Annotated in this window: 12 protein-coding genes; 9 read left to right on the forward strand and 3 right to left on the reverse strand. The window is 66.1% G+C overall.

Annotation, left to right across the window (positions count from 1 at the left end; translation table 11 throughout):
* Window positions 1–61 precede the first annotated feature (61 nt).
* Window positions 62–1441 (forward strand): serine hydrolase domain-containing protein, encoded by a 1380-nt coding sequence (locus E8L99_RS18155; RefSeq protein WP_137100872.1) that lies wholly within the window; start codon window positions 62–64, stop codon window positions 1439–1441.
* Window positions 1442–1448: 7 nt separating this feature from the next.
* Here E8L99_RS18155 and E8L99_RS18160 read toward each other — a convergent pair whose 3' ends face one another.
* Window positions 1449–2420 (reverse strand): Bug family tripartite tricarboxylate transporter substrate binding protein, encoded by a 972-nt coding sequence (locus E8L99_RS18160; RefSeq protein WP_168201720.1) that lies wholly within the window; start codon window positions 2418–2420, stop codon window positions 1449–1451.
* Between the two features lie 175 nt (window positions 2421–2595).
* On the opposite strand from E8L99_RS18160, the gene E8L99_RS18165 reads away from it, so the two are divergent.
* Genes E8L99_RS18165 through E8L99_RS18175 form a run of 3 tightly spaced genes read left to right on the forward strand, consistent with a single transcriptional unit; the run spans window position 2596 to window position 5265 of the window.
* The gene (locus E8L99_RS18165; RefSeq protein WP_137100874.1) at window positions 2596–3384 is read left to right on the forward strand and encodes an HpcH/HpaI aldolase family protein; all 789 of its coding nucleotides are present in this window, start codon (window positions 2596–2598) and stop codon (window positions 3382–3384) included.
* A gap of 43 nt (window positions 3385–3427) precedes the next feature.
* Entirely contained in the window at window positions 3428–4336 is a 909-nt protein-coding gene (locus E8L99_RS18170; protein WP_137100875.1) for a cupin domain-containing protein, read from the forward strand.
* 11 nt (window positions 4337–4347) lie between these two features.
* The gene (locus E8L99_RS18175) at window positions 4348–5265 is read left to right on the forward strand and encodes a DUF6282 family protein (RefSeq protein WP_252511151.1); all 918 of its coding nucleotides are present in this window, start codon (window positions 4348–4350) and stop codon (window positions 5263–5265) included.
* Window positions 5266–5301: 36 nt separating this feature from the next.
* On the opposite strand, the gene E8L99_RS18180 is transcribed toward E8L99_RS18175, so the two are convergent.
* Window positions 5302–6288: a Bug family tripartite tricarboxylate transporter substrate binding protein gene (locus E8L99_RS18180; RefSeq protein ID WP_137100877.1), complete on the reverse strand. Its 987-nt coding sequence runs from the start codon at window positions 6286–6288 to the stop codon at window positions 5302–5304.
* A 92-nt stretch (window positions 6289–6380) separates the two neighbouring features.
* Window positions 6381–7184: a DNA-binding transcriptional regulator gene (locus E8L99_RS18185; protein WP_168201721.1), complete on the reverse strand. Its 804-nt coding sequence runs from the start codon at window positions 7182–7184 to the stop codon at window positions 6381–6383.
* A 266-nt stretch (window positions 7185–7450) separates the two neighbouring features.
* On the opposite strand from E8L99_RS18185, the gene E8L99_RS18190 reads away from it, so the two are divergent.
* From E8L99_RS18190 to kdpB, 5 genes are all read left to right on the forward strand, one after another.
* Window positions 7451–8506 carry a cyclase family protein gene (locus E8L99_RS18190; RefSeq protein WP_137100879.1) on the forward strand — a complete coding sequence of 352 codons (1056 nt, stop codon included), beginning with the start codon at window positions 7451–7453 and terminating at the stop codon, window positions 8504–8506.
* A gap of 20 nt (window positions 8507–8526) precedes the next feature.
* Window positions 8527–9759: an MFS transporter gene (locus tag E8L99_RS18195; RefSeq protein ID WP_137100880.1), complete on the forward strand. Its 1233-nt coding sequence runs from the start codon at window positions 8527–8529 to the stop codon at window positions 9757–9759.
* A 230-nt stretch (window positions 9760–9989) separates the two neighbouring features.
* On the forward strand, window positions 9990–10079 hold the full coding sequence (locus tag E8L99_RS18200) for a potassium-transporting ATPase subunit F (protein ID WP_137100881.1): 90 nt from the start codon (window positions 9990–9992) through the stop codon (window positions 10077–10079).
* 11 nt (window positions 10080–10090) lie between these two features.
* Window positions 10091–11782: a potassium-transporting ATPase subunit KdpA gene (kdpA, locus tag E8L99_RS18205; RefSeq protein ID WP_137100882.1), complete on the forward strand. Its 1692-nt coding sequence runs from the start codon at window positions 10091–10093 to the stop codon at window positions 11780–11782.
* 11 nt (window positions 11783–11793) lie between these two features.
* A complete protein-coding gene (kdpB, locus tag E8L99_RS18210) occupies window positions 11794–13869 on the forward strand; it encodes a potassium-transporting ATPase subunit KdpB (protein WP_137100883.1) in 2076 nt (691 codons plus the stop codon).
* The last annotated feature ends 9 nt before the right edge of the window (window positions 13870–13878 follow it).

The following is a 13878-nucleotide window of genomic DNA, read 5'->3' on the forward strand; positions in this document are numbered from 1 at the left end:
AGCAGCATCGGGGGATCGGGGCTTCTACAGGCACCTGCCCTCCTGATACGGCAATGTCCCCATGGCTGACTGGCTGCAACCTGCGCTCACCTATGCGCGCTCCTGGCTCCAATTCCAGCACCGGGTGCACGATTTACCCGGCCTCCAGTGCGCGATCCGCGGCGACGGCAAGGTCCTGCTCGATCTCGCCATCGGCAAGGCGTCGCTGGCTTCGGGAGCACCGCTGACGTCGGACACGCGGCTGCGGGTTGCCTCCCATTCCAAGACCTTCACCGCCTTCGGCGTGATGAAACTGGTCGATCAGGGGCGGCTGCGGCTCGACGATAAGGCCGGCCAGCATGTGACGGGCCTGCATCCCGACACGGCGGATGCGACGATCGCGCAGCTTCTGTCGCATTCCGCCGGCATCATCCGCGACGGCACCGATGCCGGCCAGTGGCAGGGGCGCCGGGATTTCCTGAACGAAGCCGAACTGCGCGCGGCGCTTGCCGACGCGCCGCTGATCCCGGCCAATACGCGCTTCAAATATTCCAATCACGGCTTCGGCCTGCTCGGCCTGATCATCGAGGCGGTCACCGGCGAGCCCTATGCGACCTGGATGGCGCGCGAGGTGGTGTCACCGGCCGGCCTTGCTGCGACGATGCCGGATGCGCCAGTTCCCGAAGGGACGCCGCTCGCCGATGGCCACGGCAACAAGCTGCTACTCGGCAAGCGCTTCGTCGTGCCGATGGCCCAGGGCACCGGCGCCCTTGCGGCCGCCACCGGCTTCGTCTCCACCGCGAAGGACCTCACCGCCCTGATCGCGCAGCTCGACCCCGCGGCGCCGGCCAGCATCCTCAGCGTCGGCAGCCGCCGCGAAATGGTACGCCGCCACTGGAAGGTGCTGGATAGCGTGATCGACCGGCACTATGGCCTCGGCACCATCCACGGTGGCAACGGCGACTGGGCCTGGTACGGCCATTCCGGCGTGTTCCCCGGCTGCTTCTCCCACACCTGCATAGTGCCCGCCGCCGGGTTGACCCTCAGCGTGATCATCAATGCGCCGGATGTGGTGCCGGCGACCCTCGTTGAAGGGCTCATCGAAATTCTGAAGGTGTTCAAGGCGAATGGCGCCCCGGCCGCGACCCTTGCCCCGTGGACCGGCCGCTGGTGGTCCATGTGGGGGCCGGTCGATCTGCTGGCTGTCGGGAATAAGGTGATCGTCGCCGTGCCGGGACAGGCCAATCCCTTCACCGATGCCAGTGAGATCGTGGAGGTGAAGGGCAACGTGGGAATCGTCGGCAAGGCAACCGGCTTCACCAACTATCGCGAGACCGCGCGCCTTGAGACTGATGGGTCCGGCAAACCGGTCGCGCTCTGGCTCGGCGGCATCAAGCTGCTGCCGGAGGCAGAGGCCGCCGCCGAGACAGGGGCGAAGTTTCAGGTCGCCGCAACGACCTGAAACGGTCCTAGAAGCGGATATTCGCTTCCCGGACAATCGGCCCCAACTTGGCAAGTTCCGACTGGATGAAGGTTCTCAGCGCGTCCGGCGTGCCGCCGGCGCCTTCCATGCCAAGCTTGCCGAACATCTCCTTGGCCGCCGGGCTGTCCAGATAGGCATTGGCGACCGCATTGAGCCTGGCGACAATCTGCGGCGACGTGCCCGTTGGTGCCAGCAGCGCATACCAGACCGAAGCCTCGAAGCCCGGCAGGCCGGCTTCCGCTGTGGTCGGCACGTCCGGCAGTCCCGGCCAGCGCCGCGCACTGGCAATGGCCAGCGCCTTCAGCTGGCCGCTCTGGACATTGGTGACATAGGGCGCCATCGAGTCGATGCCGACATCAATATGGCCGCCGAGCAGATCGGAGACGATCTGACCGCTGCCGCGATATTGCACGGCGTTGAACTCGATACCGGCGAGCCGCGCGAGAAGCAGCCCGGTAATGTGACCGAGCGTGCCGTTGCCCGGAAAGCCGATCGAGAGTTTGCCTGGATTGGCCTTCGCCTGCCGGACGAATTCGGCGAGATCGGCTACCGAATTCGGCCGCGCGACGATGATCACCGGCAGCTTGGCGACCAGCACGACCGGCGCGAAATCGCGCTCGGGATCGAAGGCCAGGTTTTCATACATCAGCTTGTTGGTGGCGGCAGGCCCGGTCGTCGCGAACAGGATCGTATGGCCATCGGGGGCTGCCTTGGCCACGGCCGCCGCGCCGATATTGCCGCCGGCGCCGCCGCGATTGTCGATGACCACCGGCTGCCCCAGCTCCCGCGTTGCGAACTCGGCGAAGGATCTCGCGAGCACGTCCGATGCGGTGCCCGCCGTGAACGGCACCACCAGCGTGACCGGACGTGTCGGCCAGGTCTGGGCCGTCGCGAGCTGAGGGGCGATCAGCCCGACGAATGAGATGAGAACCAGCGCAACGCGCCGCAGCGACACCATGGAATCCTCCTGAAGCCCGGCTCTGCGGCCGGATACTGGCCATGACGATAGCCAATTTGCCGCTTCTGCGACGGCAGCAGGCCGTCGTTCCGCATCGTGAAACGTGCAGACTTCCCGCAGGCGCTCTCGGTGATTGCGCGCAAAGTGCCGCTCCCGTTGCTGACCCGAGCCTGCCATGACCCTTGCCCGCCCGCACCCGACCGCATTCCGCAGCCGCTTTGCCGCCCGCGAAACCCTGGTCGGCACCTTCATCAAGACACCGACCAGCCACGCGATCGAGATCGTCGGCGGCCTTGGCTTCGACTTCGTGGTGATCGACGAGGAGCACGCGCCCTTCGACCGCATGGCGACGGATATCGCGCTTCTGGCGGCGCGTGCGGCTGGCACGGCCGGCATCGTCCGGGTGCCATCGGCCTCAGCCGAGGGCATCCTCTCCGTGCTCGATTGCGGCGCGGTCGGTGTGCTGGTGCCCCATGTCGCCAGCGCGGCCAAGGCCCGCGATGTCGTGGCGGCATGTCGCTATCGCGGCGGTTCCAGGGGCTTCTCCGCCTCCGCGCGCGCCGGCGGCTATGGCACGCTCAAGATGTGGGACCATGTCGCGGCGTCGGACGACGCCACCACGGTTATCGCGATGATCGAGGACAAGGCGGCGCTCGACGGGATCGACGCCATCATGGCGGTCGAGGGTCTCGACGGCGTGTTCATCGGCCGTGGTGACCTGACTGTTGCCTTCGGTGCGCCGACCCGTGACGCACCCGTCATCCGCGATGCAGTCAACACCATCCTCGCCGCCGCCGAGAAGGCCGGAAAACCCGTCTGCGTCATGACCGATGGCTATGCGGAGGCCTCGGACTTCGCCAGCCGCGGCGCCAGCGCCTTCATCGTCTCGTCCGACCAGGGGCTGATGAAGAAGGCCGCGGCACAGACGCTCACCGACTTCGCGCCGCTGCGCAAGCCAGCCTGACCCGCCAAGCACCAAGCGAAAAACACTGCAGGGAGACCCGTCCATGTATCACGCAACCGACCCGCGCGCCGCGCTCGCCGCCGCAGCTCCAGCCAAGGCGAAGCCCGTCCAGGCCTTTGCCGGGGCCGAATATGCCCGCTTCTATGCCGAGCCGCCGCAGGAGACCGGCAGCTTTGGCAAGACCTGGCTCGCCCGCGGCCAGAACTTCATCGTCGCCTATTCCGACGTAGTCGACGGTGGCAGCCTCGTCCGCAAGAACCAGGTCGACGAATATTGCATCATCCTGCCGGACGCAGCCGTCGGCGCCACCGTGACCTGGGGCGGCGAGACGACCACCATTCCGGGCTACTCCATCGCCTTCGTGCCCCCCGGCGATTCCACCGTGACGCTGCCCAAGGGCGGCCGCATTATCCGGCTGTTCTCGACTGTCGCCCCGGATCTTGCGGCCCAGTGCTCGAATGCCGCGTCCTATGCCAGTCCGCACCCGAACCTGCCGCCGTTCCAGCCGTGGCCCGAGCCGAAGGGTGGCTGGAAAGTTCGCCCCTACAGCCTCGAGATCAAGGGCGAACAGGGCCGCTTCGGCCGCATCTTCCGCTGCACGACGCTGATGGTGAACTTCCTCGATCCGCGCGTCGGCCTTCGCGACATCACCAAGCTGTCACCCCACTTTCACGACGATTTCGAGCAGGGCTCGCTGGTGATCGACGGCGCCTTCGTCCACGACATCCGCTGGCCCTGGACGCCGGACATGACCATCTGGCGCGACGACGAGCATGAATTGCTGGCAGCGCCCTCGCTCACCGTCATCCCGCCGCCGTCCGTGCACACCTCGCGCTCCGTGCTCCCGGGCTTCAACCAGATGATCGACATCTTCTCGCCGCCGCGCGTCGACTTCTCGGAAAAGCCCGGCTGGGTGCTGAACGCCGACGATTATCCGATGCCCGGCGCCTGAGGGAGCGAATGATGACTGCAACAAGCGCAACCGACAGCCGTGCCAACCAGGTCCGCGACCTGCTGGTCGGCGCGGTCGATCTCCACTGCCATTCCGGACCCGCGGCCATGCCGCGGATCCTCGACCATCACGAGGCCATGCTCGACGCGGCGGCCGCGAAATTCCGGGCGCTGGTCTACAAGGACCACTTCTATCTCGGCACGGCCCATGCCGTGATCCTGGAGAAGTTGTTCCCCGAGACTGGCCTGAAGCTTTATTCAGGTCTCGCCCTCAACAATGCCAGCGGTGGCTTCAACCCGCACGCCGTCGATCATGCCATCAAGCTCGGCGCCAAGATCATCTGGCTGCCGACCCTGTCGGCCCAGCACCATATCGACGCGCAGACCTCCGGACAGGCCAAGACCTTTCCGAAGACCTCGCAGAAGATGCTGGATCCGATCGGGCTTTCGGCCCTCGACGCCAATGGCCGCATCACCGACCCGGTGAAGCAGATCCTCGACCTGATCGCCGAAGGCGACATCATCCTGGCCGGCGGCCACCTTTCCGCGGCCGAACTCTGCCTGGTCTTCGACGAGGCGCGGGCGCGCGGCGTCAAGAAGATGATCATCAACCACCCGACCTATATCGTCGGCTGTACCGATGCCGATATCCGGACCCTGGTGGGTCTTGGGGCCTATATGGAACATTCGATCTGCATGTTCGTCGAGGGCCGGTCGAAGAAGTTCACACCGCAGCAGCTCGCCCATCTGATCGAGGTTGCCGGCGTCGACCGCACTGTCCTCTGCTCGGACCTTGGGCTTGTCGGTTCGCCCCGGCCGGTCGACGGATATCGGGAGGTCGTCGGCCATCTCCTCGACCTTCAGGTCGGTGAGGCCGATATCCGCGCCATGATCGGCGGACACGCCGCGAAACTGCTCAATCTGGACTGACGATTGCGGGCTCCGGACGGCGGTCGCGCCGTCCGGTCATTCCAGCGAGATGTTTGCGGCGCGGATGACGCCTTCCCACTTGGCAATCTCGCCCAGTTGGGCGGCCCGCAGAGCTTCCGGCCCCTGGCCGATGGTGCGGACCCCAATCGGTTCGAACCTCGCCTTGGCTTCCGCGCTGGTCATGAAAGCGGTGCTGAGCTGGGCGAGCCGATCGACGATCGGCTTCGGCAAGCCCTTCGGACCGGCAAGACCAAACCAGGACGTCGCGGCGATCCCCGGCAAGCCCGCTTCCGACAGGGTTGGCACCGCCGGGGCCTGGGTTGCGCGGATGTCGGCGGTGACAGCCAGCCCGCGGACCGCCTTGCTCTCGATATGCGGCAGATAGGTCGGCAGGAAATCGATCGAGACATTCACATTGCCGGCGATGAGATCATTGGTCAGCGGCGCCGAGCCGCGATAGGGCACCGTGGTCATCTGGAACCCGGCGGTGCGCTGGATCAATTCGCCGGCAATATGGCCCATCAGGCCGAACCCCGGAATGCCGAAGGTAAGCTTGCCGGGATTGGCCTTGCCATAGGCAATCAGCTCGGCGAGCGACGTCACCGGTAGCGACGGATGGGTCGCGACGACCAGCTGGACATCGCCGAGCAAGGCAATCGGCTCGAAATCGGCCAGGGGGTCAAAGCTCAGCGACTTGTAGAGCAGCTTGTTGGTGACCAAAGGCCCGGACGATGAGACGAACAATGTGTAGCCGTCGGGGGCTGCGCGCACCACGCTGGACGCCGCGAGATTGCCGCCTGCACCCACCTTGTTCTCGACCACGACGCCCTGACCGAGGTCCACGCGCAACTTCTCTGCCAGCAGGCGCGCGACAATGTCGGTGGAGGCGCCGGCCGGAAACGGCACGACCAAGGTGATCGCCCGCGACGGCCAGGCCTGCGCCTGGACGAGTGAAGGCGAGGCCAGCGCACCGGCAAGGCCTGAGAGCGACGCGGCGAAGCTGCGGCGGGAGATGTGGAACATGGGGACGTTTCCTTCCGACAACGCCGCATCTTGTCGTGCGGCTGTTGCCCCAACTGTGACAGCGACCTGCCGGCTCCGGTCAAAAAGCCAACCTATTTCTCATCGCGAAACGCAGCCCCCATGGACTGGGCCAGCGCCTGCACCTGGCGCTCGACATTGGCCGCCGCTTCCTTGAGCGGAAAGACCAGTTTGGCTCGGGCCTCGGGCGTCGGCACTGCCGTCCGGAAATAGGTGACGCCGAAGGTGGCGAGCACCCGGTCGCCCAGCATGATCGGCACCGCCACCGTCGAGGAGGTCTTCGGCTCGACGTCCCCATCGCGCTCGGCAAAGCCCCGGCGGCGCGTCACCTCGATCAGCGCGTTGAGGTTCTCGTCCGTCAGGGCGCGGTTTTCGGCATCCGCCGAGCTCCGCATCAGGCTGAGCAGGATGTCCCGCTCCTCTTGTGGACAGAAGACCAGATAGGCGCGCCCCAAGGCCCGCGAAGCCAGGCTCAGCCGATGGCCGATCGTGGCATGGAACGGAGAGATCGGGCTGTCGGGGATCGTGCTGAAACGGACAATGACGGCGTCGTGGTCGAGAACGCAGACCGCCGTCGGCCATTTGATCTGGCGAGTGAGTGCGGTGGCCCAGGGGCGCGCGGCTTCGATCACCATGGGTGCGCCGTGAAAGCCGGAGCTGAGCCGCCCGACCTCGGAGGTCACCTGATAGCCGCGCATGCGCTCGTCGCGCAGCACATAGCCGGTCGAGACCAGCGTTTCGAGCAGCCGCACGATGGTGGGCTTTGGCAGGCCCGTGCGCCGGTGCAGCTCGCCGACGGTTGCCAGTCCCAGCCGATTGACCTCGGCCAGCAATTGCAGCGCGCGCGACACCGACTGAACCGGGGGAAAGGATGGCACGGCGGCTCCAGGGCGGATCGCGAGATCGGGCCGCGACGCTAGAGTGCCCCGTGGCACCCGCCAAGGGGCCCGAAAGGACCAGTTCGCTTGAGCCGAAGGCCAAGCGCCGAGCACAGGAGCCATGCGGGCGGCTCCGCCTTGCCAACAGACCCGGGCATCGCCACTCTCGGCGCCGCTTTCAACCTTTCAAGGGCCGTTCGACCGGCCCGACGCTCTGCTGCAGGGCGACAGGAACGGCGATGCCAAGGAACATCCGGGAGGGTGCGATGCAGACGAACAGGCGTTGGACTGAGCGGCCGCCGGGCTCCACCTGGGGCGATTACGGCATGGATGACCAGATCGGTCGGCTGAACCTCCTGACGCCCGAGCGCATCCGCGCCGCCGCCCGCGAGGTGCGTGAAGGCCTGCGCTTCTGCCTGTCTCTGCCGCTCGACCTGCCGGGCGGCAATGTCGTCAATCCCCGCAGACTGCCGCCGAAGCTGATGCCGACGGGGCCAGCCAGCAACTATCGCTCGAACTTCCCGCTGACCCAGATCGATCCTCGGCTGACCGATGTGGTGAGCGACGACTACGCCATCATCCATCTCCAGTACTCGACCCAGTGGGACAGTTTCGCCCATGTCGGCTCATGGTTCGACATCATGGGCGATGGCGTGCCACGCATGACCTATTACAACGGCTATCAGGCCAACCGGCACGTCTGCGGTCCCGTGGACTACAGGTCCGGCTCGGCCATGGCCTGCGACGATCCCATGCAGGCGCGCGCGCTCGGCATCGAGAATTTCGCGGCAACGCCGATCCAGGGACGCGGCGTCATGGTCGATCTCCTGAAGGCGTGGGGCCCAGGCCGCACCGCGATTGGCTATGATCACCTGATGAGGGCCATCGACACCCAGTCGGTGGAAGTCGAGACCGGCGATCTCCTCTGCTTCAGGACAGGTTATTCCGATGCCCTGATCCGGATGGCCGGCAATCCCGACGGTGCGGAACTGCAGCGCACCGGCGCTGCCCTCGACGGACGCGACGAGCGCCTGCTGCAATGGATCAGCGACAGCGGCGTGGCCGCCCTGATCGCCGACAATTACGCCGTCGAGCATCTGGACGACCGCCCGGAGCCCTCGGGCGAGGCGCCCTACGCTTCTCTGCCGCTCCACGAGCATTGCCTGTTCAAGCTCGGCGTGCCGCTCGGCGAAATCTGGTATCTGTCCGAACTGGCAGACTGGCTCGGCACCCATGGCCGATCCCGGTTCCTGCTCACCGCGCCGCCGCTCCGCCTGCCGGGCGCGGTTGGATCACCAGTAACGCCGGTCGCGACCGTCTGACAGTCCCATAGGCCTCCCCCATGTCGATCAGTCCGCAGACCGCACAGCCAGTTCAGTCCGGCCCGCTCAAGGCCGAGGCCGTGCTTCTGGGCCAGGTCTCCTTCGTCCACCTGATCAGCCATATTCACTTCATGACGCTGCCGGCGCTGTTGCCCATCCTGCCGGCCAGGCTGGGCGTCTCCTTTATCGACCTCGGCGCGGCCATCACGCTCTACAACTTCGTCTCCTTCCTCGTGCAGACGCCGATGGGGTTTGCGACCGATCGCTTCGGCGCCCGCCGGGTGCTGACCGCGGGCCTCATCATCGGCAGCGTCAGCCTGCTCGTGGTCGCCATCGTACCGACCTATGGATGCCTGCTCGTCGCCATGGCGGCTCTGGGCCTGGCCAATGGCGTCTATCATCCCTGCGACTATGCGCTGCTGTCGAACGGCATCGATGGCTCGCGCATGGGCCGCGCCTTTTCGATCCACACCTTCGCCGGCTATCTCGGCACGGCCATCACGCCGCCGCTCCTGCTCGGCACAGCGGCCTTCGCCGGCCTGTCCAGCGCCTTCGCCGTGGCCGGTCTGATCGGGCTGGCAGGTGCCCTCATGCTGATCCTCGTCAATCCAGATCCCGCCCGACCGGACACCGCAGCGGACGCGGGTGAGCGCGCCTCAGAGCCTGCCCGTCCCGTCTCGCGACTGGCCCTGGTCACGCCCACTGTCCTCTCGCTCATGGCCATGTTCGTGCTGCTCGCCTTGTCGACCAGCGGCATCTCCTCCTTCTCTGTCTCGGCCCTGGTGATGGGCTATGGGACAGATCTCTCGACGGCCAATGCCGCGCTGACGGGCTTCCTGTTCGCCAGTGCCATCGGCGTGCTGGCCGGAGGGGCTCTCGCCGACCGCACCGCGCACCACGGCCTTGTCGCAGCGGGGGCCTATGGGCTCACCGCGATCATCAGTCTGACGCTGGCGCTGACGCAGCCGCCGGCGCTCGGCCTCCTTGTCATGCTGGGCGCGGCCGGCTTTCTGACCGGCATCATCACGCCATCGCGCGACATGATGGTCCGTGCCGCGGCTCCGAAGGGCTCGGAGGGCATCGTGTTCGGCATCGTCTCGACCGGGTTCAACATTGGCGGCCTGATCGGCCCGCTGCTCTATGCCTGGTTGCTCGACAGCGGACAGACATCGGCGATCTTCGCCGTGGCGGCGCTGTTCATGGTGCTGACCGTGACGCTGGCCATCGTGCAGGACCTGCGCGCCAGAACCTGATCACGCCAGATGGCTTGAGTTCAAGCGCCCGGTGCGCGCGCTTTACGCGCGCTTTACGCCTAACACCGCCATCCGCCTCGCGCCTTTACGCGCGTGCCGCCTAAGCCTCCGCCGGTCATTACTCCCGGAGGCTCCCATGCTGACCGATATCCTGTTCCTCGCCGGCGGACTTGCCGGCTTCCTGCTCGCGGCCATCGCCGTGACTGCGGCCGAACGCGTCTGAGGCCGCCATGACACCCGATCTCATTCTTGGCCTCGGCTTCGCCATTGTCGCGTTCGGCTACCTGCTCGTCGCGTTGTTGCGGCCTGAGCGCTTCTGAAAGCACGTCCCATGTCGAATGATCTCATCCAGGCGGCTCTCTATGCCGCCCTTCTCGTCGCCATCGCCGTGCCGCTCGGCCTTTACATGGCCAAGGTGTTCTCCGGCGAGCTCAGGTTCCTCGCGCCTGTCGAACGCGCCATCCTGGCACCTGCCGGTGTGTCCGCCGATGCTGGCCAGCACTGGAGCCGCTACGCGCTATCGCTGATCGCCTTCAACGCCGCGGGCTTCCTCGTCCTGTTCTTCATCCTGCGCTTCCAGCATCTGCTGCCGCTCAACCCGCAAGGGTTCGACGGCGTGCCTGCGCATCTCGCGTTCAACACCGCGATTTCCTTCGTCACCAACACCAACTGGCAGTCCTATGGCGGCGAGACGACGCTCTCGCATCTCAGCCAGATGGCCGGGCTGACGACGCAGAACTTTGTCTCGGCCGCCACCGGCATGGCAGCTGCGGCAGCGGTCGCGCGTGGCTTTGCTGGTCGCCAGATCTCGTCGATCGGCAATTTCTGGTCCGATCTGACCCGTTCCACCCTCTACATCCTGCTGCCGCTCTCCATCGTGCTGGCCTTGGCCTTCGTCTTCACCGGCATGCCGCAGACGCTTGCCGCAGCGACCAATGCCGCGACGCTGGAAGGTGGCCAGCAGACGATCGCGCTCGGTCCCGTGGCAAGCCAGATCGCCATCAAACAGCTTGGCACCAATGGCGGCGGCTTCTTCAACGTCAATTCCGCCCATCCCTTCGAGAACCCGACGGCGATTTCCAACCTCATTTCCATGCTGGCGATCCTGGCCATCCCCGTGGCCTTCTGCTTCACCTATGGCCGGATGGTCGGTGACCGCCGCCAGGGCATCGCCTTGTTCGCCGCCATGGGCGTGGTGCTGATCATCGCCTTCGCGGCCCTCTATGCCGCCGAGCGCAGTGGCAACCCGCTGCACGCTGCCCTCGCCGATCCTGCCGCCGGCAATATGGAGGGCAAGGAGACCCGCTTCGGTATCGTCAACTCGGTTCTGTGGGCGGTGGTAACAACCGCTGCCTCCAACGGTTCGGTCAATGCCATGCATGACAGCCTGACGCCGCTCGGCGGGCTTGTCGCCATGCTCAATATCCAGCTCGGCGAGGTCATCTATGGCGGCGTCGGCGTCGGCCTCACCGGCATGTTGCTGTTCGTCATCCTGACCGTGTTCCTGGCCGGGCTTATGGTTGGCCGCACGCCGGAATATCTCGGCAAGAAGATCGAGGCCCGCGAGGTGAAACTTGCCGCCCTGACCCTGATGATCATGCCGATCGGGGCGCTTGTGTTCCCAGCCCTCGCCCTGGTCGCGGGTGCTGCCCAGAGCTCGATCCAGGATGCCGGCCCGCACGGCCTCTCCGAGCTGCTCTATGCCTATGCCTCGGCCACCGGCAACAACGGCTCCGCCTTTGCCGGCTTCAATGCCAATGTCACCTGGCACAATGCCTTCCTGGGCCTCGCCATGCTGCTCGGCCGGTTCGGCTACCTGATCCCGATCCTCGCGATTGCCGGCTCGTTCGCGACCAAGAAGGCGGCCGCGCCCTCGGCCGGCACCTTCCCGACCCACGGTCCGGTCTTCGTCATCCTGCTGGTCGTCACGATCCTCGTCGTCGGCGCCCTCACCTTCCTGCCCGTCCTGGCCCTTGGTCCGATCGCCGAGCATGTCTCGATGATCGCTGGCCGGACCTTCTGAAAGTCTGTCCCATGAACAAGCCATTGACCGATCTTCCGATCACCTCCAGTTCGATCACGGGCGATATCCGCCTGTTCGAGCCGGCCATCCTGAAGGCGGCGGCCATCCAGGCCTTCCGCAAGCTTGATCCCCGCAGTCTCGTCCGCAATCCCGTCATCTGCGTCACCGGCCTTGTCGCGGTGCTGGCCAGCATCCTGGCGCTGCGCGACCTCGCAGGCGGCTCGGCCGGTGCCGGTATCGGCATCCAGATCGCCATCTGGCTCTGGTTCACCGTCCTGTTCGCCAATTTCGCCGAGGCCGTTGCCGAAGGCCGCGGCAAGGCGCGCGCCGATGCGTTCCGCGCCACGCGCTCCAATGCCCAGGCCAAGGTCCTGGTCGATCCCGCCCGCCGCGACCTCTGGCACTTCAAGGACATCGACGATGTCGACACCGATGACGTGATCCTTGTCGAAGCAGGCGACACGGTCCCGACCGATGGTGAGATCATCGATGGCGTCGCCTCGGTGGATGAAAGCGCCATCACGGGCGAGAGCGCTCCGGTGATCCGCGAATCCGGCGGTGACCGGTCCTCTGTCACCGGGGGTACGCGCCTGGTTTCGGACTGGCTGGTTGTGCGCGTCACCGCCCGCCAAGGCGAAACCTTCCTCGACCGCATGATCGCCATGGTGGAGGGTGCCAAGCGGCAGAAGACGCCGAACGAGATCGCCCTCGACATCCTGCTGGCCGGCCTGACCCTGGTCTTCCTGTTCGTCGTGGTGACCTTGCCGGTCTTCGCCTCGTGGTCTCAGACCGAGATCCCGGTCATCTATCTCGCAGCGCTGTTCGTGACGCTGATCCCCACCACGATTGGCGGTCTCCTCTCAGCTATCGGCATTGCCGGCATGGACCGGCTGGTGAAGGCCAATGTCATCGCCAAGTCCGGCCGCGCTGTGGAGGCCGCCGGCGACATCGATGTACTCCTGCTCGACAAGACCGGCACCATCACCTTCGGCAACCGCATGGCCGATGCCTTCGAACCTGTGCCGGGCACATCGGAACAGGCGCTGGCCGAGGCAGCGTTTCTCGCCTCGCTGGCCGACGACACCCCGGAGGGCAAGTCGATCGTCGATCTTGCTGCTCGCAAGTTCGGTCTGACCGCTGGTGACAAGGCCGCTGGTGCCACCTTCGTGCCCTTCACTGCGCAAACCCGCATGTCCGGCGTCGACCTCGCCGGTGGAAGCATCATCCGCAAGGGTGCCTCCGACGCGATCCAGCGCCATGTCGGCGGCGTGGCCGACAGCCACCTGGAGACAATCGTCCGCAAGATCGCCATGTCCGGCGGCACGCCGCTGGTGGTGGCCCGCGACGGCCACGCGCTCGGCGTCGTCCACCTGAAGGACATCGTCAAGCCTGGCATCCGCGAGCGTTTCGCCGAACTCAGGCGCATGGGCATCCGGACTGTGATGATCACCGGCGACAACCCGCTCACCGCCGCCGCCATCGCGGCCGAGGCAGGCGTCGACGATTTCCTCGCCGAGGCCACGCCTGAGCGCAAACTCGAACTGATACGCAAGGAACAGGCCGAGGGCAAGCTTGTCGCCATGTGCGGCGACGGCTCGAACGATGCTCCGGCCCTCGCCCAAGCCGACGTCGGCGTCGCCATGAATTCCGGCACGCCCGCCGCCAAGGAGGCCGGCAACCTGATCGATCTCGACAGCGATCCGACCAAGCTCATCGAGATCGTTCTGGTCGGCAAGCAATTGCTGATCTCGCGCGGCGCGCTCACCACCTTCTCGATCGCCAATGACGTCGCGAAATATTTCGCCATCCTGCCGGCGCTGTTCATCTCGGCCTATCCGGGACTTGCGGTGCTCGACGTCATGGGGCTCGGCACGCCGCAATCGGCGATCCTGTCGGCCATCATCTTCAATGCGCTGGTTATCGGCGCGCTGATCCCGATCGCGCTGAAGGGCGTGCGCTACGTGCCCTCCTCCGCCTCCGCGCTGCTGTCGCGCAACCTCGCGATCTACGGCGTCGGCGGCCTCATCGCCCCGTTCATCGGCATCAAGCTGATCGACATCATCGTCGATCTCCTGCGGCTTGCCTGAACAAAGGAC

The organism is Phreatobacter aquaticus, assembly GCF_005160265.1.
Classification (GTDB): domain Bacteria; phylum Pseudomonadota; class Alphaproteobacteria; order Rhizobiales; family Phreatobacteraceae; genus Phreatobacter; species Phreatobacter aquaticus.